Raw genomic sequence first — 20,261 nt, 5'->3', positions numbered from 1 at the left:
CCAATGTAACGCGTTTACTTCGCGGCGCTGTTCACGCTGCGATGATGGATCGACACGGCGGCCGAATTGAGCGTCGGACCGGAGGCGCTCACGAGGTCACTGCGCAGCGATGGCGAAGCGGCTTGAAGTGCGAAGATGATGGCTATTTGGGTCCGGTTCTGAAGGCGGTATTTGCGCATGATGTTGCCGATATGCGCGCGAACCGTATTTTCGGAGATCTTGAGCTCGTAGGCGATGTTCTTGTTCTGCATGCCACGGGCAATCAGCATCATGAGCTCGCGCTCACGCGGCGTCGGTGTGATTGGTACGCTTGTATTCATGACCAATTCCTCCCTGGCATGAAGGTTGATGTGACCATCCCAGCATTTTTCTCACTCCACCTTAAGCGCTTCGATCGGACTGAGCTTGGAAGCCATGTGGGCGGGATAGAACCCGAAGATCACACCGGTCACGGCTGAAAATCCAACGGCGAGGCCGATCGACTGCATATCGATCGCGGTGACCCAGCCAGCTACTCGCGCCACCGTCATCGACATCGTGACGCCGCCGACGACGCCGATGGCGCCGCCAAGAAGACAAAGGACGAGAGCTTCACAAAGGAATTGCAAACGAATATCGCGCATCCGGCCGCCAAGCGCGCGGCGAATTCCGATCTCGCGGGTGCGCTCGGTGACGGAAACGATCATGACATTCATGATGCTGATGCCGCCGACGAGGAGCGAGACCGAGGCGATCGCGAACAGCAGCAGCGCCACGGTGCGGATGGCACCCTGTTGCGCCTCCATGGCAGCCGCGGGATCCAGCACCTTGAAATCGTCGGCCTGACCGGCGGGAATCCTGTGTCGTTGCCGCAGCAGGCCTTCGATCTCGCTGGTCGCACCTGCCATCTGGGTATCGGAGGCGACCTTGACGAGGATATAGGCGATGGCGTCGCGGTTGATACCGCTCGCGCTGCCGAGAAAGCGCAGCTTGGCGGTGGTCAATGGAACGAAGGCGACATCGTCCTGCGCCGGACCTTTGCGATCGAGCACGCCGATGACTTCGAGCGGGACCTGCATGATCCTGACTTGCGCGCCGATCGGATCGTCGCCCGGCGCGAACAGCTCTTTGGCGGCGGCACTGCCCAGAATGACGACCTTCGCGGCGCTCGCTTCGTCGGCCGCGGAGAAGTATCGGCCGGATGACAATTGCCAGTCGCGCACCATGAAGTGCGAAGTGGTCGTGCCGTTGATCGTGGTGTTCCAGTTCTTGGCTTCCCGGATGACTTGCGCGGTGCCCGCAACCGAACCCGCCGCGGTCTGGATCTCCGGAATCTGATCGAGGATCGCCTGCACGTCGCCCTCGGTCATCGTCAGCTTGGTGCCGGCCTTCATGCGAACGGCACCCTGTTGAACCGCGCCAGGCTCGATCATCAGCACGTTGGAGCCGATCGAGCGGATCTGCTCCTCGACACGAAGCTGCGCGCCCTTGCCGATGGCGAAAACGGTGACGATCGAGGCCACGCCGATCACGATACCCAGGATGGTCAGGATGCTGCGCAGTGGATTGAGGCGCAGCGCGTGAAGGGCGGTCTGAAGGGCCTGATATGCCGTCATGATGCCCAGACCTTGTTTGGCAATGGGTCACGCATCTCATCTGCGACGACCTCGCCGTCATGCAGGCGAATGGTTCGTTCGCAGCGCGCGGCCACGCTGGAATCGTGGGTGATCATCACGATGGTCTGGCCGCCGTCATGGAGTGCGTCGAACAGAGCCAGAATCTCGGCGCCGGTCCGGCTGTCCAGTGCGCCGGTCGGCTCGTCCGCGAGCACGATCGCCGGCGAGGCGACGAGGGCGCGCGCGATCGCAACGCGTTGCTGCTCGCCGCCGGACAGTTGCCTCGGAAAATGCCGCGCCCGGTGCAGCATGCCGACCGCCTCGAGGCACTGTTCGGCACGCAGCATCCGCTGCTTGTGACGGATGCCACCATAGACGAGCGGCAGCGCCACGTTCTCGACCGCATTGTGCCGCGCGAGAAGATTGTAGGATTGGAACACGAAGCCGATGGCGTGCGCGCGCAGTTCGGACCTGCGGTCATCAGCCAGATCGGCGACGTCGCCACCTTCCAGGAGGATCGCGCCCTCGCTCGGCCGATCAAGCAATCCGATCATGTTCATCAGGGTCGATTTGCCGGACCCCGACGGGCCCATGATGGCAAGACTTTCACCGCGCCGGATGTCGAAGCTGACGTCGCGCACCGCGGTCACCGCGACGCCCTCGGTCCGGTAGGTGCGACAGACTGATCTGACGCTGACGAGTGCGGGCAGGGCGGTCATGATCCGAACCTTATTCCGAGGAGCTCCATGCCCGCAGGCCGGATCGCCTGTCCGACCGCGACCTGGCTGCCTTCCGTCAAGTCGCCGCTCTTGAGCGCGACCTGCTCGGCACCGTCGGTGCCGACTGTGACCGCGATGCGCTTGAGCGAACCCGAGGGCATGCGCAGCCATACGCCGTCACGGCTTTGGGGCGTCGATGGCTGCGTGCCGCTCGGCTGGAAGCGCAGCGCTGCGACCGGTACCTTCAGAACGTCGTCCTGGCGGTCGACCACGATCTTGACGAGGGCGGTCATGCCGGGAAGCAGTGCGCCGTCGAGATTGGAGGTCGACAGCACGACGGTATAGGTGACCACGTGCTGCTGGGTCTGCGGCGCCTTGCGGACCTGTCGCACGATCGCTTCGAAGCGGCGGTCGGGATAGGAATCGACCGTGAAGTGTGCCCGCTGGCCGGCGGCGATGCGTCCGATATCCGCCTCATCGACCTGGGCGTGGATCTCCATGTCCTCGAGCCGGTGCGCCACGAGGAAGGCGGTTCTCGCCTCGAGGCCGACCGCGAGCGTCTGGCCCTCGTTGATGAACCGGCCGACGACCACACCGTCGATCGGCGAGCGGATGATGGTGCGGTCGAGATCGGCCTCGGCGGCGCGGAGGATGGCCTCCTTCTCCGGCACCGCCGTCCTCGCCTGCTGGAGTTCGGCCTCGATCCGGCGCACATCGGCGGTGGCGCCTTCGACGGCGTAGGCGTTCAGCGTCACGAGGACCTCCGCCTCGCGCTCCTGTGCGAGACGCGCGGTGAAATCGGTCTGCGCATCCTCGACCGTCGTGGTTGCCACCACGTTCTGCGACTGCAACGCCAATTTCCGCTGGAGGGTCCGCTGCGCTGACGCCTTCACGGCCTGGGCACTGTCGAGCTTGGCCGACAGCACCGCCCTTGTACCCTTCGCATTCTCCAGGTCGATCTTGCCGCGGTCGAGCTTGGCCTGTTCCAGCTCGACATTGGCGCGCGCCATCTCGATCGCCGCCTTGGCTTCGTCGACCTTGGCCGCAAAGCTCCGCGGGTCGATCTGCGCCAGCGGCTGGTCCTTCCGCACATTGTCGTTGAAGTCGACGTAGACCTTCGAGATCTGCCCCGACAGTTGCGAGCCCACCTCGATCGTCTTCACCGGCTGAAGCGCGCCGGTCACCGTGATCGTCTGCTCGATGCTGCCGCGCTGGATCGAGGCGTAGCGGAACATCAGCGGGTCGGAGCCGAAGGTCGGCGTTTCGTGTAGGGCGGGCAGGATGGCCTGTGTGGTTGCGCGATAGGCGTGTCCGGCTTCGTTTGCGATCCAGGTCGTCGAAGAGCGCACACCGGCGGGGTCGATGGCAAAAGCCGCCGCAAGTGCGGACACGCCACCCAACGCAACGAGGATTGGCACAAAACGCATATTGAAACCCCGGCCTTATCAAAAAGAAGACCGTCAGGCACAATTCGCACCCTCACGCACAGGTAGCAATTTCTGTGCTCTCGCTTGACGGTCCAGCAATATGTCGTCGGTTCTAGGCCCCTGGACGTGTGCGCTCCATGAAACAAACGTCAAGTTGTGAGCCGCCGATCCGCCACTTTTGGGATGTTGGATATACTTCGGGATACGACGCAGCTTCAGAATCGATCTTTTTCAATCACTAATTGTAAGATGTGCTATGGTGGAGAGGGGATATGCGCTGGTGGGAGCGTACTGATTTCTGCTCGTGTATGAGAGCGCACCATGAGTACATGTGCGACACGGCGGCGGCTTCAGCACATTCGTTGCACGAAAACGCGGCCTTCCGCATCCGCAACGCTGCGTCATGTCGTCGGCGATGCCGTGATCTCACGCAAGACCAAGCTTAATGATCATCGTCGAATGCGACGCAGTGTTTCGACGCCTGCACATGCGGCGCGTTGTCATCGATCTGTCGCATCGCGGGGAAGGAGCGCAGAAGTGTGAACTGGCCCACAGCGCAGGAAGTGTGAACTGGCCCACAGCAATGTCACGCCGCTGCACTAGGATGGTTGGTTGATTGCGTGTGAGGGAACCCAGCGGCGATCGGTTCTCACGACAAAAAGTTATAGGACAAGGAGACTTTGAGTCATGGGTAGCCCGGCAACGATTTACGTGATTGACGATGACGAGCAAATAAGGAGTGCCCTTGCAGATCTCTGCCATGACGCCGGGCTCGAGGTGAAGCTGTTCGGCTCGACTGACGAATTCTTGGTGGAGCAACTCTCCGATGGCCCGTCGTGCCTGGTGCTCGACGTTCGCTTTCCCGGCACCTCGCCAACCGGGCTCGATTTGCAGCGGATGCTGGCCGATTCGGGGGTCTCGGTTCCGATCGTGTTCATCAGCGGCCATTCGGACATCCGCATCTCGGTGGAAGCGATGAAGCGTGGTGCGGTGGAATTTTTGCCCAAGCCATTTCGCGAGCAGGAGATTCTCGATGCGGTGCGGCTCGGCGTGGAGCGTGACCGCAGGCGGCTCGAGCGCGAGCTCGTCGTGCGCCATGCCCGGCAGCGCTTCGAGGAGCTGACGGGGCGCGAGCGCGACATATTGCTGCTGATGGCGGAGGGACTCGTCGCCAAGCAGATCGCGGCCAGGCTGAATGTCAGCGAGGTGACGGTGAAGGTGCACCGCGCCCGCATGATGCGGAAGCTGCAGCTGCGTTCACCCATCGAGGTGGTGAGGCTCGTCGACAGCATCAGGCCGAACGTTGCGACGACACGTCACGGCGCCGTCGCATTGAATGGAGCCGAATTCGCACGCGGCATCTAGTCCGTCCGGACTAGCATGAACCTCAGTCTATCAGGCGCCGCCTCGACGGTTCAGAGTATCCCGCATGATGTCGCAGAGTTTTGCATACGACATCGCTCACCGCTAACCTTGGCACGAAAGGGATACTCCATGCGTAAGTTGATTCTCGCTTCCGTCGCGCTCTTCGCTCTCACCGCCGGCGCCCGCGCCGACAATACGGCGACCACCTTCCAGTTTGGCGCCGTGAACGGCTCCTCCGTGAACCAGCAGGGCCACGTGAACGACAGCTCGACGACCACTCAGGTCGGCATCGTGAACGGCGCGCTTACCCTGCAGGGCACGACCACGCCTTCGCTCAACAACACCAGCTCGGTGACCCAGGTCGGCGCCGCGAACGCCGCTGTCACCGGACAGGTTGCGACCGGCAACAACACCAGCGGAATCAGCCAGTCCTCGATCGGTGGCCTTCCGAACAACTTCGCTGCCGTTGGGCAGATCGGCCTCGGCGTGAACTCCAGCACCATTACGCAGCACTAAGCCAGCCCCGGACCTACCTGGGCGCGTCACAGCGCGGCGCGCCCGGGCCATATTCCAAATTATTGCGATCAGGCTCGTTGATGCAACGAGCGGATCGGCCAGCTACTATTGACGGAGGAAGTCACATGCGGATCAATTATCTAGTCGCAACGGCCGTCATGGTCGTCGCGTTGACCTCTATCGAGGCCAAAGCTGACAACACGGTCCAAGTGTTGCAGTTCGGTACCACGAATACCTCGTCTACGACGCAGAGCGGCCCGGTGAACAACACTGCAACGACGCTGCAATTCGGTGCGACCAACCAGGCGACGAGCGTGCAGTTGGGATCGCTGTCCTCGGTCAACTCGGCGACGATCGGACAGGGTGGCACGACGCCCACCGCGACCAACAATGCCGCGGTCGGTCAGGTCGGCGGCTCCAACACGAGCCTGATCGGTCAGATCGGCTTGAACAACGCGGCCGCCGTGGGCCAGATCGGGATTGTGAACGGCTCCACCATCCTTCAGGCAGCTCCGTGAGCTGAGGTCGCGCCGAGATCTCGGCACTAATGTGGAGGCATGTGATGAACAAGCATCTTGTGGTCGCTGCGATGGCAGCTCTCGTCTCCTGTTGCATGGCGAGCGGCCCGGCACGGGCGCAAAGCGCCGACATCAAGACGATCGTCTCGGTCAACGGGCCGCCGGTCGTCCTGAACCAGAGCAGTTCGACCAACATGGCCGGCATATTCATGGTCGGCGGCACGACCAGCGCGACCGTCACCCAGACCGGCAGCAACAACGCCACCGGCATCCTGCAATTTGGCGGGACGAATAGCGCGTCGCTCTCCCAATTCGGGAGCTTGAATTCCGGGTTCGTTGGCCAAGTCGGCCTGAACAACACGTCGCACGTCACCCAGACCAGTCCGTGAGATCCGAACCCCCGTTCGGAACTGCCGGGAGAAAGATCTCATGAGATTGCGCAGTCACATTTGGGCGGCGACCGCGATCGCCGCCGCAGTCGCGGCGAGTACCGCAGCATCCGCCGGCACAATCAAGACCGGCTTGTCCGCCGGCAAGATCAGCGTCGAGACGGTCTTCGGGTTCGGCAATGATCAGCAGCCGGCTCTGGTCGAGGAAAACAGGCAGTTCAATTTCGCGCGGGTCATCCAACTCGGCGGCACGGGTCCGGTCGATGCCACTATCATCCAGACCGGAGCAACCAATTATGCTAACGTCATGCAGACCGGTGGAACGACGAGTGCGGCGATCGGTCAGCTGGGCGTGAACAACACGGCGAACGTCATGCAGATGGGTAATGCCACGAACACACTGCTTGTGCAGGTTGGCGACATGAATACCGGCGCCGTCAGTCAGTTCGGTCGCTTCAACTGGGCCGCCATCTTCCAGTTCGGGCGGTGATCGCAAGAGGCACGCGCATGAAGCTCGTTCTGTTTGCAGCAGGAGTGGTGATGATGGTGTCGAGCGGAACGGGGCCGGCGTCGGCGGGCAGCGATGGAGACGGCCATACGACGATCGTGCAGGATGCCAACGGCCAGATGGTGATCACCCAAAGCGGCGATCCCGCGCAAGCAGAAGTGCGGATCGAGAAAGAGCCTGGGCGCACGACCGTCTACCGCAAGAGCGGCGGAAACACCGCGGTCGTGACCCAGAGTACGAATCCGGCGGACCTCCCGCCCGCCTTGCGCGAATGGTTGCGGAGCCACTCCGGGCAATGAAGACCGAGACGCCGCTTTAGCGGCTCGCGCCGCTTGGCTCCACGACCCGCTGCTCGACCAGCGTCAGACGTCCGGGAAGTGCCGCGGCGACCAGCTTGCTGGCGACGCTGCTGGCCTCTTGAACGGTGAAGTTTCCTGAAATCTGCCCCTGTCCACCGGTGATCGGCTCACGGATGATGGGGGCCGAGAGCACCTTGTCGTCGAGCACGATGGCAAACGGCTTCCCGACATTGTCCTCGGTGGCATGGGCGAAGCGCCGCTGGCCGCGGGCGTTGAAGCGGAAGTTCACGATCGGGGCGTGGGTCCTGGAGTCGTAGCCGGGCGCGGCATCGCTGAGGTCGTCGCCTTCGAGCAGGCTCTCCTTCAGCACGAGCCAAGGCGTGTTGTCCTTGAAGCCGTAGAGGACTTCGGAGCCTGCGGGCAGGGAATCCTTCAGGGCGTCCTGGGAAGACGTCGAAATATCCACCATGCGGAAGCTGACCCGCACCTTCTTTGCGAACAGCGCAGCGACGCGATCGGGATCGGCGACGCCCGGCAGCACCAGGCGAATGCGGCCGGTCCCATCAGGCAGCACGCCGGCCGGCTTGATGTCGATGTCGTACAGGCGCTGATCGATCATGGTCATGGACCGGTCGACCAGGTCGCGCAGATAGGCAGCGAAGGCGGCGTCCGTCGGCGTGAGCCTGATCTGTCCGTTGCCGGCGTCGGCAACGGTCACCGGGCTGCCGGGGATCGGCGGGTAGTCCTTGGCGGCGGTCAGCTTGGCGAGCACGCGGTCGCGGTCCTTCGGCTCGGCGATCTTGACCTCGACGCCGCCGTCGCGGATCGCAAGGCCGGAGAAGGGGACCCGGCCGTCGTGCACGATGCGATAGACGTCGTCGCGCAGATCGTTCACCGTCCGCTCGCGCAAGGCGCCGGCGTCGACCTTGAACACCATGCGCGAGCCGCCCTGTTGCGCGATCGCCTTTTCGGCGAAGGCTCCGATCTTGGCGCGCATCTTGTCGACCGGTGGTGCATCCTCGGCGAGCGCCGCGCGCAGGGGGGCGGCAACTGCGGCGGCGACGACGAGAGCCGCGATCAGCCCGGTCGACCCGGCGCTCGTCCTGCGTCCAAAAGCACTCACGTCGATGGTCATGGCGTTCTCTCTTCCGGCAGACGGCGTCTGCCACGAAACTTCAGTCGTAACCTCAGTCCCTTGGTCCCCCTGCCGGCAAAGGAGGTTCAATCGCCAAATCACCCCTCGCCCGGTGAAGGCCGCCACGTTTCGACGAGTGGGTATAGGCACGTCCGGAACCCGGCTGTCGCTGGTGGACATGACGCCGGAAGGCCGCGGCGATTTCTTTCCCAAGGCGAACTGCGACTGGCCGTCGCACGCGTCCGGACTACCACAGCGGAGCGACTTCCGGTGGCTGAGAGCCTCTGTCTCGTCGCCAGCGAGCGATCGGGGCATGGACGGCGGCCAAATCATCGATCATTCTGTCAGCTCCTGATCCGCGCGGGCGGATCGGGCCCCGCCTGAAAGCAAACTCAAACAAGCCAGGCGGGCACTGGACATGAGGGAGGACGGACGGAATGGCGGGCATTCACGCGCTCGATCGGATCATCGGCGAGGACTATCCGGAATTGGCCACGGACGAGCAGGTCCGTGCCCTGGAGCGGGTGCCTTACGCGGAGCGCATCGCGGCCGAAAGCACCTATGATGCGATCAGGCTCGGGGCGGCCCGGAATCCCGATGCGCCGGCGATCCAGTTCCTGCCCAATGCCGATCCCGCCGATGCGCCGCTGATCATCTCGCACGGGGATTTCGTCGAGCGCGTCACGCAGGCCGCCAACATGTTTCACGCGCTGGGTGCGGGCAAAGACGACGTCATCAGCTTCATGCTGCCGCTGCTGCCGGACGCTTTCGTGACGCTGTTCGCGGCGGAGGCCACCGGCATCGCCAATCCCGTCAATCCGCTGCTGGAGCCACATCAGATCGCGGAGATCCTGGAGGCTGCCAACACCACGATCCTGGTGGCGCTCGGCCCCGTGCCCGGTACCGACATCTGGCAGAAGGTCGAGCAGATCCGTCCGTCCTTGAAGCGCCTCAAGGCGATCGTGCAGGTGGGTGGCGGCGGCGATCCCGCGAACGGCATCTTCGCCTTCAACGATCTCATCAAGCAGCAGCCGGCGGACCAGCTCGTCGGTGGCCGCAAGATTCTGGGCGGCGACATCGCGGCCTATTTCCACACCGGCGGCACCACCGGCACGCCAAAGCTCGTACGCCACACCCATGCCAACCAAGTCTATCAGGCGTGGGGGCTCAACCTGCTGCTGAAGTCGAAGCCGGGCGGCAACCTGCTGTTCGGCATGCCGCTGTTTCACGTCGGAGGCTCGCTGACGCAGGTGCTGACGACGCTCGCGGGTAGCGGGTGCCTCGTGGTGCTGTCACCGCCTGGCTGGCGCAATCCCAATGCGGTGAAGAACATCTGGCAGCTCGTCGAACGCTTCAAGCCGGAGGCGCTGTCGAGCGTGCCGACCGTGCTTGCGGCAACGCTTGCCGTACCGCCGGCTGGCGCCGACATTTCGAGCCTGAAATTTGCCGCGGGTGGCGGCTCGGCGATTCCGGTCGCGGTCGGCTCCGCGATCCAGGACAAGCTGAAGCTCCCGGTGGTCGAGGTCTACGGCATGACCGAGACCTCGAGCGTGCACACCATGGCCTATCCGGACCGCCCCATCCGCCTCGGCTCGGTGGGCCTGCCGATGCCTTACTCGCGCGTGCGCATCGTCAGGCTCGACGCCGGGGGACGACTCGAGCGCGACTGCGCCGTGGACGAGATCGGCGTCGTGATCATGGCCGGGCCCGGCGTGTTCGGCGGCTATCTCAACGATGCCCACAACACGGGCGCGTTCGTCGACGAGGTCTGGGTCAATTCCGGCGATCTCGGCCGGCTCGATGCGGACGGCCATCTCTGGATCACCGGCCGCGCCAAGGACCTCGTGATCCGCGGCGGTCACAACATCGATCCGGCACCGATCGAGGAGATCATGTTCCAGCATCCGGCCGTCGGCTTTGCCGCCGTGGTCGGCCAGCCCGACGCCTATGCCGGCGAGCTCCCCGTCGGTTACGTGCAGCTCAAGCCGGGCGCGAAGGTCGAGCCGGGCGAGCTGGAGAGCTGGGTGCGCGAGCGCACGCCCGAACGCGCCGCCGTGCCCGTGCAGATCATTCCGATCGATCCGATGCCCGTCACCGGCGTCGGCAAGGTATTCAAGCCGCAACTGCGCTGGGACGCAGCCCAGCGCGTATTTGCCAAGGTGCTCACCCCGCTCACCGAGAAGGGCCTCGACTGCAGGGTAAAGGTCGGCGCCCATGGCAGCCACGGCTCGATCGCGACTGTGACGATCGCGAATGTGCCGGAAGGCAAGCGGGAGGCGGCGGCAAGCGAGGTGCACAAGCTGCTCGATCCGTTCGTGATGCGGCATGAGGTGGTGTACGCGTAGTCTTCTTCGCGGCAAGACAACTGCAAGGATGAGCTGAGATTCCGGGGGCTTGCGAGCTCCGGAATCGACGCGATTATCCGAACCTCAGGGAGAGATCGAGCGACGAAACCCTGTCGGGCGATAGTGGCCCGGCACCTTCTGCCTGCGCGCAGCGGTTTGGCCTCGAGGATGAACGGATGTCGCCGCTGAAATACCACCGCGATCTGACGCACTGGACCGAGTTCGTGCGCCTTGCGCAGGCGCGCGTTTATGGAAATTGGATGCGGCTCGCGCTCCTGGCGGCCGGTGCCTTGCCGATGCTGCTCGGCATCATCGCCTCGGGGTTGTGGCCGGGATCGGTCGACACGACCTCCGTGCTGTTCGGCATCCTGAGCACGCTCGTGGTCATCGGCGTGCTGTCGCGGTTGGGACTTCGCCGCCACGTCAAGGACGCCGGCTGGGTTCTCGGCAGTCGCGAGATCACAGTGACGGAGCAGGGCTTCGTCGACGCCGGCAACGGCACCGTGCTCAGCGTCGACTGGCCTGCCATCGAAGGGGTGAGCGTGGCCAGGAACATCATCGTTCTCTGGATGGACCGCGCCGCGGGGGTCTTCATCCCCCGTATCGCCTTCCACTCCGACGACGACGAGCGCAGCTTCGTCGAGTTTGCCGGCAAGCGCGCCGGTGCCGCCGCGTAACGGGTAGAATTGCCTAGCCCGCCGGCATCGTCTTCTCGATCAGGCGCACCCAATAGGAGGCGCCGTGACCGAGGATGTTGTCGTTGAAGACGTAAGCGGGGTGGTGGCACTCGTTGCCGTCGCCCATGCCGACCAGGATCATCGCGCCGGGACGCGCTTCCAGCATGAAGGAGAAGTCCTCGGCGCCCATCATCGGAATGAATTTTTCGTTGACGCGATCGGCGCCGGCAATATCGCGGGCGACCTCGGCGGCAACGCCGGCCTCGCGCGCGTGGTTCATCGTCACGGGATACATGCGGCTGTATTTCGTCTCGGCCGATCCGCCATAGGCGCGCGCCACGCTGTCGGCGACCTCGCCGATGCGGCGCTCGACGAGATCGCGCACTTCGGGGTCGAGCGTGCGCACGGTGCCGCAGAGCTCGGCGGTCTCGGGGATGATGTTGAAGGCCGTGCCGGCATTGAACATGGTGATCGAGACGACGGCCGATTTCAGCGGATCGACGTTGCGCGCGACGATCGACTGCAGCGCGTTGACGATCTGCGCGCCGATCAACACGCTGTCGACTGCCTTGTGCGGGCCCGCGCCGGCGTGTCCGCCCTTGCCGGTGACGGTGATCTTCACGTTGTCTGATGAGGCGAGCATCGCGCCGGGCGTCGTTGCGAAATGGCCTTCGGGCAGGCCCGGCATGTTGTGCATGCCGTAGACCTCCTGAATGCCCCAGCGGGTCATCAGGCCGTCGTCGACCATCGCCTTGCCGCCGCCGCCGCCTTCTTCCGCGGGCTGGAAGATCAAGACGGCTGTGCCGTCGAAATTGCGCGTCTCGGCGAGATACTTTGCGGCGCCCAACAGCATCGCGGTGTGGCCGTCATGGCCGCAGGCGTGCATCTTGCCGGGGACTTTCGAGGCATAGGGCACGCCTGACGTCTCCATGATCGGCAGCGCGTCCATGTCGGCGCGCAGGCCGATCGTCCGGCCGGACGTAGCCTTGCGGCCGCGGATCACGCCGACCACGCCGGTGCGGCCGATGCCCGTCACCACCTCGTCGCAGCCGAACGCGCGCAGCTTGTCGGCGACGATGCCGGCGGTGCGGTGCACTTCGTAGAGCAACTCGGGGTTCTCGTGGAAGTCATGGCGCCAGGCGGCCATTTCATCGGACAGGGCGGCAACGCGATTGATGACGGGCATGGGGGATTTCCGTTTCTTGTTGGATTGCCGAGAATAGCGTCATTCCGAGGCGATGCGAAGCATCGAACTCGGAATCTAGAAGTTGCGGCGCGAGATTCCGGTTCACGCGCGATGCGCGTGCCCGGGAATGACGGGGAAATCAGCTCTCCCCGAACACGCGCTTGAAGATCGTGTCGACATGCTTGAGGTGATAGCCGAGGTCGAACTGCTCCTCGATCTCGGCGTCCGACAGATACTTCTTCACCTCGGCGTCCTTCTTCAGGAGCTGCAGGAAGTCGCCTTCACCGCGCCAGACCGGCATGGCGTTGCGCTGCACGAGCTTGTAGGCGTCCTCGCGGCTCGCGCCCTTCTGCGTCAGCGCCAGCAGCACGCGCTGCGAATGCACGAGGCCGCCGAGGCGGTCGAGGTTCTTCTGCATGTTGGCGGGATAGACAAGCAGCTTGTCGATCAGGCCGGCCAGGCGCACCAGCGCGAAGTCGAGCGTGACCGTCGCATCAGGGCCCATCATGCGCTCGGCCGAGGAGTGCGAGATGTCGCGCTCGTGCCAGAGCACGACGTTTTCCAGCGCCGGCGTCACATAGGCACGCACCATGCGCGACAGGCCGGTGAGGTTTTCCGACAGCACCGGGTTGCGCTTGTGCGGCATCGCGGAGGAGCCCTTCTGTCCCTCGGAGAAGAACTCTTCGGCTTCCAGCACTTCGGTGCGCTGGAGGTGGCGGATTTCCACAGCGAGGCGCTCCACGGAGGAGGCGATCACGCCGAGGGTTGCAAAATACATCGCGTGGCGGTCGCGCGGAATCACTTGCGTGGAGATCGGCTCCGGCGTCAGCCCCATCGCTTTCGCAACATGCTCTTCGACGCGCGGATCGATCTGCGCGAAGGTGCCGACGGCACCCGAGATGGCGCAGGTCGCGACTTCCTTCCGCGCCGCGATCAGGCGCTCCTTGGCGCGCGAGAATTCGGCATAGGCAAAGGCGAGCTTGAGGCCGAACGTCACCGGCTCGGCGTGGATGCCGTGGGACCGGCCGATGGTCGGCGTCGTCTTGTGCTCGAAGGCGCGCTTCTTCAGCGCTGCCAGCACCTTGTCGAGATCGGCGAGCAGAAGGTCAGCGGCGCGGGTAAGCTGGACGTTGAGGCAGGTGTCGAGCACGTCGGAGGAGGTCATGCCCTGGTGCACGAAGCGCGCTTCGGGGCCGACGATCTCGGCGAGGTGGGTCAGGAAGGCGATGACGTCGTGCTTGGTCTCCCGCTCGATCTCGTCGATGCGGGCGACGTCGAAGGTGGCGTTCTTCGCCTTGTCCCAGACCGTCTTGGCGGCCTGTTTCGGGATCGTCCCGAGCTCGGCGAGGGCGTCCGCCGCATGCGCCTCGATCTCGAACCAGATCTTGAACCGCGTCTGCGGCTCCCAGATCGAGGCCATTTCCGGGCGGGTATAACGGGGGATCATCGCGGACGCTCCAAGTGGGGCGGGCGCGCCTGGGGGCGCGGACACCGGCCAAAATGCTTTTTACGCCGCGATTTAGCAGAGCGGGGAGGGCGAAACAAACGGCTTGGTCCGGCAAACGGGGGATAGTGAGGGGGTTTTCGAGGTGGACTGTCAATCACAAAAAGCTGACTGACAGATATTGAAATCTGTTATCGCTACGTGTATATCCATCTTCGGACGCTCCGATTGGGCGTCCCGCGGCTCCATCCCGGAGGCCTCAGGTCCGAAACAAAAGGGACCCCCGGGTCGTAATGAAGAGGGTGGGTCGTGGACGAAGTGGAGACTTACGACAATGACGACCGAAATCATCAACATCGCCGGGCAGATTGGGCACTGGCTCAATGTACTGGTGGCGCGCCAGATCGCGGCGCAGGCTGCAAAACTGCCGCATTAAGGCAAGAGCTTTCCGAACGACCGGCACGGCCGCTTCGGAACGCGGTCTGATCGCCGGGTGAATGACCCCTCTCACGGGAACATGGTGCTGGCATGAACGAAACCGTTGTCTTGACGCCGGAGCGCATCCTCGAAGTCACGGAGGACGTGCTCAGGCGTTATGGACTTGCCAAGGCCACCGTGGTCGACGTTGCCCGTGCGCTCGATGTGAGCCATGGCAGCGTCTATCGCCATTTTCCGAGCAAGGCCTCGCTGCGCGAGGCCGTGGCCAAGCGCTGGCTCGAGCGCATGGATGCGCCGCTGCGCAAGATCGCCCAGGATACGGGGCCCGCACCGGCGCGGCTCGAGGCCTGGCTGCGGACGCTGTTCGCCGCCAAGCGCGAGCGCGTTTGCGACGATCCCGAGATGTTTCAGACCTATCTGACGCTCGCGCGCGAAGCCTGCGCGGCGGTGAAATGCCACAAGGACGGCCTCGTCGAGCAGATGTCGGCGATCCTGTCCGACGGCGTGAAGCAGCGCGTGTTCGACGTCGCCGACACCAAGGCTACCGCGCGCGCAATCTTCGATGCGACCAGCCGCTACCACCATCCGGCCCACGCCGACGAGTGGAAGGACGCCGATCTGCCCGCCCGCGTCGATGCGACGCTCGCGCTGCTGCTGCGCGGATTGAAGGCGTAAGGCCGAGGCTCCATCATCTCGTTCTGCCGCCCCGGAGATCAGATCTGCCGGTGGCCTCTCACCCTCTGGCCTTGTGGGCGAGGGGACCGTCGCGAAGCGAAAGCGGACGAGGGGGTTTTCTCCGCGCGTGGATGGTGGCGTCGGCCGACGGCACGACCGGCGGGCTTTCCGGATATGGATTGATCTCGATTTCGACGACGTCCCTTGACCGCCTTCGAAGGCGGTAGAAGGTTAGCTCCTGTTCGAGCATGGGGCAGCGGAAGCCGACGGCAGCCGTATCCGGCAGGCGGCAGAGTTCATCGATGAGTTCACCTACGGTGATGATCGGGGGATGGGCTGTCTTATGATTAGCCTTACTCATGGCGTTACTCCTCCACTCTGGGACTAACCAGAGTTCGACGGTCTCAGTTCCACGGCGATAGGGTGGAACAAGAGTACTCAAAGGCACCCCGCTTTGGAGTGACGGTCTCTGTGACCATCCTCCCCTGGGTGGCCCAGTGGAGGGCGAGCTGCGCGCCGGTGCGTGCGTTAAAGAGCCGATCCCAACCGAATGCTGCGCAACCGCAATATGCCGAACGGGTCCTCGTGCGCGGCCAGTCTGCGATAGGTGGCAAGGTCGTCGAGCGTCGGACCTTCCCCGCGTCTGACATTCGCGCCTGCAGTCGTTCCGACCGGGATGGACGTGCCGAGGCCGGCATAGAGATAATTGTCGCCGAATGCCTTCTTGAGCGCGGCAAAGGTCGGCTCACCGGTGCAATGTCCCGGTGCAATGCTGTGGATCTTGAACCTGTCCTTCAGCGCGGTGACGACCTTCGCGATTGCCTCGTCAGGAGCGACGACAAGATGAAATCCGCCTGCGACGAGGTGAATCCTGGGATTGATAGCGCTCGCCGCCTCGACGATGCGCTCGATCCCGGGATGCGAACAACCGACCAGAAGGACTATTCCGTCTGCGGTGTTGACGGCCAAAGATAGCTCCTTGAGTTCTTTGGTCCCGGGGGCATCGGAGATCAGCGAGATAAGTGTGATACCAGGGGCAATCTCGGTCGTCTGATCGATCAGTTCGAAATTTGCGCTGGCCCATGCCGAGCCGAACTTCATCACCTCGGGGGGCCTGCCTCCGTAGTACCGCATCTCCGGCGGTAAGGCCTCGTCCTTCCGATAGAAGCTGGAAGGCAGCGACGAGCCGTAGATGCCAAATCCCTCCTTCGGTGCATAGATCTTGACTGTCGGGTTGACGCTTAGGACGTAGGACAGACCCGCCATGTGATCCGAGTGGCGGTGCGAAAGAACGACAAAGTCGAGGTCGGAGAGATTGACACCCTTGGCCTTCACGTTCGCCGCGAAGATATCGGGGTTGTCACCCGTATCGAACAAGATGCGCTTTCCCGCGATTTCGACGAGAGCTGAAAAGCCCCAGTCTTTCGTCATCGTCGCGTCTGTGCCGAAGGCGTCATAAAGGATGGTGATCTGATTTTTTGCCTCGGTCGCTGCACTTTCGGCTGTTGCGACCATCGTGAAAATGCCCGAGGCGATCAGTGCTGCAAAAAGACTTTCCCTGATGTTCATGAAAGCGTCTCCTGTTGTCGTGCAAGACTTGCGACGCGAACGAGGGCGGCTTCTGAAGAGCCGTTCAAAAGTGGTTCGCGTTGTAAAATTGGAGCCTGACAGACGGTCGCTGGCCTTCCGCCAGATGTCGTGCCTGCGAACCAACTTAGCACGATCTGAGAGATGCTGGATGGCCTTCGTTGGCCTGGCCGGTCAGCAAGCCAGGTAGTTCGGCGGGATGGCTTGAACCGTTCTGGCGGTTCTCAGACCTCGGTGCCCTAAAAGAACGGTAGCATATGGCCGGGTCGAGAAATGATGAGGTGCTTTGGGGACATTATCCAAGATGGACAAGCCGCCGAGCTCTAAAGCTTCGTCAGTCCGCAGCTCGCCGCAAGCCGCACGAGCTGCGCGTCCGTGCGCGCGCCGGTCTTCGTCTTGATCAGATAGTGGTAGTTCTGCACGGTCTTCACACTGAGATTGAGATGCGAGGCGATCTGCTCGGTGGTGGCGCCGCTGACGAACTGCCGCAAAATTTCGATCTCGCGCTCGCCCAGCCGATCGAGCACCGAGCCTGCCGGTGACAGGCTTTCCTCGGCCAAAGCATGGGCGATGTCGTCGCTCATGGCGCGCTCGCCGCGCGCAACCGCGCGGACGGCTGCGACCACCGCCGAGGGCTCGCTGCTCTTGGTGACGAAACCGCTGGCGCCGGCGCCAAAGGCAGCTTTCACCAGCACGGCCTCGTTGTGCATGGTGAAGACGAGAATGCGCGCACGGGGATCGCGGGCGCGGATGTTGCGGATGGCTTCGAGGCCGCTCGCGCCGGGCATCGAGATGTCGAGCACGATGACATCAGGATCGTGCGTCTTGAAGGCGCCGTAGGCGTCCGCGGCATTGTCGGCTTCGGCGACGACATGCAGATCGCCCTGGCTTTCCAGGACGCGCCGGTAGCCTTGCCGGACGATCGGATGATCGTCGACCAGCAGCACCGAGATGCCCTTTGCCGCCACCTCTGTCATGTCAGCCTCATGCGGCCAGCGGAATGGTTGCCGCCACGCTCAGCCCACGATTGGCGCGCGCGATCGACAGCGATCCGCCGGCGGCCGCGACGCGCTCGCGGATGCCGGTGAGCCCGAAGCCGGCCGACTGTGACACCCGCTCTGCATCGCCGCCGCCGTCGTCCTCGACGCGGATCAGGAGGGCATCGTCCTCGCCGGCGCGCCGCTCGATCCGCAAGTTGATCTCGCGTGCCGCGCTGTGGCGCAGCGCATTGGTCAGGCATTCCTGGGCGACGCGGTAGGCGGTGGTGGCAGCCTGGCCGCCGATGTCCGCGAGGTTGCCCTTGAGGTCGAGCTGGATCGTCGGCTGGGTCGCGCTCTGCGAGCGCCAGCTGTCGACGAGATTGACGAGGCTCGCCTCGAGCCCCAGCTCCTCCGGCAAGGGATTGCGCAGCCGCTTCAGCGTGTCGCGGAGCGACGCCATGATGCGATGCGTAGCCTGCGAGATCATACGTGCATCCTGTGCGATCCCGCTTGCATTCGCCTGCTTCGCGCCCGCCGTTTCGATGGTGCTGGCGAAGGCAAGGATGGCGGACAGATTCTGCCCGAACTCGTCATGCAGCTCGCGGGCGAGCGCGCGCCGCTCGTCGTCGCGGATCTCGAGCAGGCGCCTCGTCAGCGCCGCGCGCTGCTCGGTCGCTTCCTCGAGCCGCCCGCTGAGATCGCCGACGGCCTTGCCGATCATCGCAAGCTCCATGGAGCGGAAGCGCGGCAGCGGCGTGCGGTATTGCCCGCGCGCCATCCGCTGCAGGGCGGTCACGATCGAGCGGGCAGGCGCGAGCGTATGCGCGATCGCGAGCGAGGCCAGCAGCGCAATCGCTGCCGACATCAAGAGCGCGACGTCGATCACGTTGAGAATGTACTCCCAGGCGAGCGAGATCGCCGCAGCCTGATCGGGCGTCGCCACGACCGTGCCGGCCGCGGCCGCGCGCGGGCTCACCGGCCGCACCACCTCGGCATGGCTGCCGAGAAAGGCCGGGATCAGGGACGCAAACCAGCGCGGCGGGGTCTGGCCGATCCCCTGGCTCTGGCCGCATAGCGGCTTCTCGAATGCGGCCGCCGGCTGGAACTGCACGCAGACTCCCGGCGCAATCAGCTTCATCGTATCGGTCGTGCGCCAGTCCGGAACAGGTACGAGGTGCTCGCGCATCCTGTTGCTGCGCAGCAAGAGCTCGCGCCAGTACAGCGCCTCCAGCGCATGCGCGACGCGCTGGGCGGAGGCGGCAGTGGCGCGATCGACGCTGCGATAGGCATCAAAAGTCGCCCAGACCGTCGCGGCGGTCAGGCACAGCGCGACGATCACGAGCAAACGGGCGACGAGTTGAAGCACGAGGCGCATGCGATCACCCCCAACGTTTGGTAAGGTCACGATAACAACGCCGCCGCATCTTGCCAATCGCGGCAGCTGATGGGCCATGCTGCTCGGGAAAATTTCCCAAGCCGATTTGGGCATGGCTCTTTGGACTGCGCGCGACGGCTTTGATCTAATCGGCGACGGGTCGTTTTTGGACCGGGGAGCGAGGCAGCATGAGTTCGATCACCATCGGCAAGAGCGCGCCGCCTGCGGCCGACCCGTCGGAGCGGAGCGCGCTCCTGCTCTGGATGATCTTCACGGGTCTGTCGGTCTTCGCCGTCGTGCTGCTGTGGCGCTTCGGCCTGATCCATCTGATGGTGGTCTCCGACCGCACCTACATTTCCAGCCTGATCGCAGTGCTCTATGTCGTCACCTGCGGCCATTGCTTCTGGCGGACCCGCGCGATCGCGCGGGAAGGGACGGCGGCGCGCCGCTGCCGTGCGGTGCTGTCGGCCAAGGACGGCAGCAAGGCGCTCGATGCTGCCGGCACATCGCTGCCGCATGGCCTCGTCAGGAATCACATCGAGAGCCTGGTGACGAAAGCCGCGGCGCAGGACTATAGGCCCGTCGACCAGACGCTCCTGCTGCGAAATCTCGCCGACCGCCTGCGCGGCTCCAACGGCTTCGGCGCCTTCGTCTCCGATACGCTGATGAAGCTCGGCCTGCTCGGCACCATCATCGGCTTCATCATCATGCTGGCGCCGATCGCGGGACTGGACGCGGCCGACAAGGTCGCGATGCGGTCTTCGATGGGGTTGATGAGCGACGGCATGGCGGTCGCGATGTACACGACGCTTGCGGGCCTGGTCGGCTCGATCCTGGTCCGCATCCAGTATTACATGCTCGATGCCGCGACCCAGCGGGTGTTCTCCGACGCCGTCGTGCTGACCGAGACCTACGTCACGCCGGCTCTGGAACGCAAGCGGCCGGGAACGCCGCCATGATGGATGAATTCGGGCTCTATCCGCGCGAGGAGGCGTTCGATCCGCTCGGCGTGATGCTGTTCAAGGCGCTCCAGGTGGTGGCCTTCCTGTTCTTCCTCGCGCTTCTCGCGGTCTCCCCGGATTC

Annotated in this window: 21 protein-coding genes; 10 read left to right on the top strand and 11 right to left on the bottom strand. The window is 64.1% G+C overall.

Going from position 1 to position 20,261, the window contains the following annotated elements; all coding sequences use genetic code 11:
• Window positions 1-14: 14 nt before the first annotated feature.
• Genes Q2941_RS42015 through Q2941_RS42000 form a run of 4 tightly spaced genes read right to left on the bottom strand, consistent with a single transcriptional unit; the run spans window position 15 to window position 3,741 of the window.
• Window positions 15-320, bottom strand: a complete 306-nt coding sequence (locus Q2941_RS42015) for a response regulator transcription factor (RefSeq protein WP_051389916.1) — start codon at window positions 318-320, stop codon at window positions 15-17.
• 51 nt (window positions 321-371) lie between these two features.
• Complete coding sequence (locus Q2941_RS42010; RefSeq protein WP_027525363.1) at window positions 372-1,595, bottom strand: ABC transporter permease; 1,224 nt, start codon at window positions 1,593-1,595, stop codon at window positions 372-374.
• A complete protein-coding gene (locus Q2941_RS42005; RefSeq protein WP_027525362.1) occupies window positions 1,592-2,314 on the bottom strand; it encodes an ABC transporter ATP-binding protein in 723 nt (240 codons plus the stop codon). Before Q2941_RS42005 ends, Q2941_RS42010 begins: the two co-directional genes overlap by 4 nt.
• Window positions 2,311-3,741 (bottom strand): efflux RND transporter periplasmic adaptor subunit, encoded by a 1,431-nt coding sequence (locus tag Q2941_RS42000; RefSeq protein WP_027525361.1) that lies wholly within the window; start codon window positions 3,739-3,741, stop codon window positions 2,311-2,313. Before Q2941_RS42000 ends, Q2941_RS42005 begins: the two co-directional genes overlap by 4 nt.
• 687 nt (window positions 3,742-4,428) lie before the next feature.
• Here Q2941_RS42000 and Q2941_RS41995 point away from each other — a divergent pair.
• The 6 genes from Q2941_RS41995 (at window position 4,429) to Q2941_RS41970 (ending at window position 7,336) form a co-directional block, all read left to right on the top strand.
• Window positions 4,429-5,106, top strand: coding sequence for a response regulator transcription factor (locus Q2941_RS41995; protein ID WP_051389915.1), 678 nt, complete (start codon window positions 4,429-4,431; stop codon window positions 5,104-5,106).
• A gap of 129 nt (window positions 5,107-5,235) precedes the next feature.
• The gene (locus Q2941_RS41990) at window positions 5,236-5,622 is read left to right on the top strand and encodes a hypothetical protein (RefSeq protein ID WP_027525360.1); all 387 of its coding nucleotides are present in this window, start codon (window positions 5,236-5,238) and stop codon (window positions 5,620-5,622) included.
• A 125-nt stretch (window positions 5,623-5,747) separates the two neighbouring features.
• Window positions 5,748-6,140 carry a curlin gene (locus tag Q2941_RS41985; RefSeq protein ID WP_027525359.1) on the top strand — a complete coding sequence of 131 codons (393 nt, stop codon included), beginning with the start codon at window positions 5,748-5,750 and terminating at the stop codon, window positions 6,138-6,140.
• Window positions 6,141-6,184: 44 nt separating this feature from the next.
• The gene (locus Q2941_RS41980) at window positions 6,185-6,529 is read left to right on the top strand and encodes a curlin repeat-containing protein (protein ID WP_027525358.1); all 345 of its coding nucleotides are present in this window, start codon (window positions 6,185-6,187) and stop codon (window positions 6,527-6,529) included.
• A gap of 40 nt (window positions 6,530-6,569) precedes the next feature.
• On the top strand, window positions 6,570-7,019 hold the full coding sequence (locus Q2941_RS41975) for a minor curlin subunit (RefSeq protein ID WP_027525357.1): 450 nt from the start codon (window positions 6,570-6,572) through the stop codon (window positions 7,017-7,019).
• A 17-nt stretch (window positions 7,020-7,036) separates the two neighbouring features.
• On the top strand, window positions 7,037-7,336 hold the full coding sequence (locus Q2941_RS41970) for a hypothetical protein (RefSeq protein ID WP_027525356.1): 300 nt from the start codon (window positions 7,037-7,039) through the stop codon (window positions 7,334-7,336).
• Window positions 7,337-7,352: 16 nt separating this feature from the next.
• Here the strand turns inward: Q2941_RS41970 and Q2941_RS41965 are convergent, their stop codons facing one another.
• A complete protein-coding gene (locus Q2941_RS41965; protein WP_458196180.1) occupies window positions 7,353-8,471 on the bottom strand; it encodes a SecDF P1 head subdomain-containing protein in 1,119 nt (372 codons plus the stop codon).
• A 437-nt stretch (window positions 8,472-8,908) separates the two neighbouring features.
• On the opposite strand from Q2941_RS41965, the gene Q2941_RS41960 reads away from it, so the two are divergent.
• A complete protein-coding gene (locus tag Q2941_RS41960) occupies window positions 8,909-10,816 on the top strand; it encodes an acyl-CoA synthetase (protein WP_027525354.1) in 1,908 nt (635 codons plus the stop codon).
• Between the two features lie 176 nt (window positions 10,817-10,992).
• Window positions 10,993-11,493 carry a YcxB family protein gene (locus tag Q2941_RS41955; protein WP_027525353.1) on the top strand — a complete coding sequence of 167 codons (501 nt, stop codon included), beginning with the start codon at window positions 10,993-10,995 and terminating at the stop codon, window positions 11,491-11,493.
• Between the two features lie 13 nt (window positions 11,494-11,506).
• On the opposite strand, the gene Q2941_RS41950 is transcribed toward Q2941_RS41955, so the two are convergent.
• Window positions 11,507-12,679, bottom strand: a complete 1,173-nt coding sequence (locus tag Q2941_RS41950; RefSeq protein WP_027525352.1) for a M20 aminoacylase family protein — start codon at window positions 12,677-12,679, stop codon at window positions 11,507-11,509.
• Between the two features lie 139 nt (window positions 12,680-12,818).
• The gene (purB, locus tag Q2941_RS41945) at window positions 12,819-14,126 is read right to left on the bottom strand and encodes an adenylosuccinate lyase (protein ID WP_027525351.1); all 1,308 of its coding nucleotides are present in this window, start codon (window positions 14,124-14,126) and stop codon (window positions 12,819-12,821) included.
• 525 nt (window positions 14,127-14,651) lie between these two features.
• Here purB and Q2941_RS41940 point away from each other — a divergent pair.
• Window positions 14,652-15,236 carry a TetR/AcrR family transcriptional regulator gene (locus Q2941_RS41940; RefSeq protein ID WP_027525350.1) on the top strand — a complete coding sequence of 195 codons (585 nt, stop codon included), beginning with the start codon at window positions 14,652-14,654 and terminating at the stop codon, window positions 15,234-15,236.
• Window positions 15,237-15,294: 58 nt separating this feature from the next.
• On the opposite strand, the gene Q2941_RS41935 is transcribed toward Q2941_RS41940, so the two are convergent.
• The 4 genes from Q2941_RS41935 to Q2941_RS41920 all read right to left on the bottom strand — a co-directional run bounded on the left by Q2941_RS41935 (window position 15,295) and on the right by Q2941_RS41920 (window position 19,178).
• The gene (locus Q2941_RS41935) at window positions 15,295-15,597 is read right to left on the bottom strand and encodes a hypothetical protein (protein WP_027525349.1); all 303 of its coding nucleotides are present in this window, start codon (window positions 15,595-15,597) and stop codon (window positions 15,295-15,297) included.
• A 167-nt stretch (window positions 15,598-15,764) separates the two neighbouring features.
• Window positions 15,765-16,805, bottom strand: a complete 1,041-nt coding sequence (locus tag Q2941_RS41930) for an MBL fold metallo-hydrolase (protein ID WP_458196179.1) — start codon at window positions 16,803-16,805, stop codon at window positions 15,765-15,767.
• 341 nt (window positions 16,806-17,146) lie between these two features.
• Window positions 17,147-17,800 (bottom strand): response regulator, encoded by a 654-nt coding sequence (locus Q2941_RS41925; protein ID WP_254111713.1) that lies wholly within the window; start codon window positions 17,798-17,800, stop codon window positions 17,147-17,149.
• Window positions 17,801-17,807: 7 nt separating this feature from the next.
• Window positions 17,808-19,178 carry a sensor histidine kinase gene (locus tag Q2941_RS41920; RefSeq protein ID WP_027525347.1) on the bottom strand — a complete coding sequence of 457 codons (1,371 nt, stop codon included), beginning with the start codon at window positions 19,176-19,178 and terminating at the stop codon, window positions 17,808-17,810.
• 188 nt (window positions 19,179-19,366) lie between these two features.
• Here Q2941_RS41920 and Q2941_RS41915 point away from each other — a divergent pair, with 188 nt between their 5' ends.
• Window positions 19,367-20,137, top strand: a complete 771-nt coding sequence (locus Q2941_RS41915) for a MotA/TolQ/ExbB proton channel family protein (protein ID WP_027525346.1) — start codon at window positions 19,367-19,369, stop codon at window positions 20,135-20,137.
• Window positions 20,138-20,261: the final 124 nt, after the last annotated feature.

It is taken from the genome of Bradyrhizobium sp. UFLA05-153 (assembly GCF_054185185.1).
Note: the sequence above shows the minus strand (reverse complement) of the source record. Positions and strands in the feature narration are given on the sequence as shown.

Bases quoted from the DNA above. Each gene is read 5' to 3' on its own strand.
- Q2941_RS41940 (WP_027525350.1), top strand. From the start codon at position 14,652: ATGAACGAAACCGTTGTCTTGACGCCGGAGCGCATCCTCGAAGTCACG.
- Q2941_RS42000 (WP_027525361.1), bottom strand. From the start codon at position 3,741: ATGCGTTTTGTGCCAATCCTCGTTGCGTTGGGTGGCGTGTCCGCACTT.
- Q2941_RS41935 (WP_027525349.1), bottom strand. From the start codon at position 15,597: ATGAGTAAGGCTAATCATAAGACAGCCCATCCCCCGATCATCACCGTA.
- Q2941_RS41970 (WP_027525356.1), top strand. From the start codon at position 7,037: ATGAAGCTCGTTCTGTTTGCAGCAGGAGTGGTGATGATGGTGTCGAGC.
- Q2941_RS41955 (WP_027525353.1), top strand. From the start codon at position 10,993: ATGTCGCCGCTGAAATACCACCGCGATCTGACGCACTGGACCGAGTTC.
- Q2941_RS41930 (WP_458196179.1), bottom strand. From the start codon at position 16,805: ATGAACATCAGGGAAAGTCTTTTTGCAGCACTGATCGCCTCGGGCATT.
- Q2941_RS41915 (WP_027525346.1), top strand. From the start codon at position 19,367: ATGAGTTCGATCACCATCGGCAAGAGCGCGCCGCCTGCGGCCGACCCG.
- Q2941_RS41975 (WP_027525357.1), top strand. From the start codon at position 6,570: ATGAGATTGCGCAGTCACATTTGGGCGGCGACCGCGATCGCCGCCGCA.
- Q2941_RS41950 (WP_027525352.1), bottom strand. From the start codon at position 12,679: ATGCCCGTCATCAATCGCGTTGCCGCCCTGTCCGATGAAATGGCCGCC.
- Q2941_RS41960 (WP_027525354.1), top strand. From the start codon at position 8,909: ATGGCGGGCATTCACGCGCTCGATCGGATCATCGGCGAGGACTATCCG.
- Q2941_RS41995 (WP_051389915.1), top strand. From the start codon at position 4,429: ATGGGTAGCCCGGCAACGATTTACGTGATTGACGATGACGAGCAAATA.
- Q2941_RS41925 (WP_254111713.1), bottom strand. From the start codon at position 17,800: ATGACAGAGGTGGCGGCAAAGGGCATCTCGGTGCTGCTGGTCGACGAT.
- Q2941_RS42010 (WP_027525363.1), bottom strand. From the start codon at position 1,595: ATGACGGCATATCAGGCCCTTCAGACCGCCCTTCACGCGCTGCGCCTC.
- Q2941_RS41980 (WP_027525358.1), top strand. From the start codon at position 6,185: ATGAACAAGCATCTTGTGGTCGCTGCGATGGCAGCTCTCGTCTCCTGT.
- Q2941_RS42005 (WP_027525362.1), bottom strand. From the start codon at position 2,314: ATGACCGCCCTGCCCGCACTCGTCAGCGTCAGATCAGTCTGTCGCACC.
- Q2941_RS42015 (WP_051389916.1), bottom strand. From the start codon at position 320: ATGAATACAAGCGTACCAATCACACCGACGCCGCGTGAGCGCGAGCTC.
- Q2941_RS41985 (WP_027525359.1), top strand. From the start codon at position 5,748: ATGCGGATCAATTATCTAGTCGCAACGGCCGTCATGGTCGTCGCGTTG.
- Q2941_RS41990 (WP_027525360.1), top strand. From the start codon at position 5,236: ATGCGTAAGTTGATTCTCGCTTCCGTCGCGCTCTTCGCTCTCACCGCC.
- Q2941_RS41965 (WP_458196180.1), bottom strand. From the start codon at position 8,471: ATGACCATCGACGTGAGTGCTTTTGGACGCAGGACGAGCGCCGGGTCG.
- Q2941_RS41920 (WP_027525347.1), bottom strand. From the start codon at position 19,178: ATGCGCCTCGTGCTTCAACTCGTCGCCCGTTTGCTCGTGATCGTCGCG.
- purB (WP_027525351.1), bottom strand. From the start codon at position 14,126: ATGATCCCCCGTTATACCCGCCCGGAAATGGCCTCGATCTGGGAGCCG.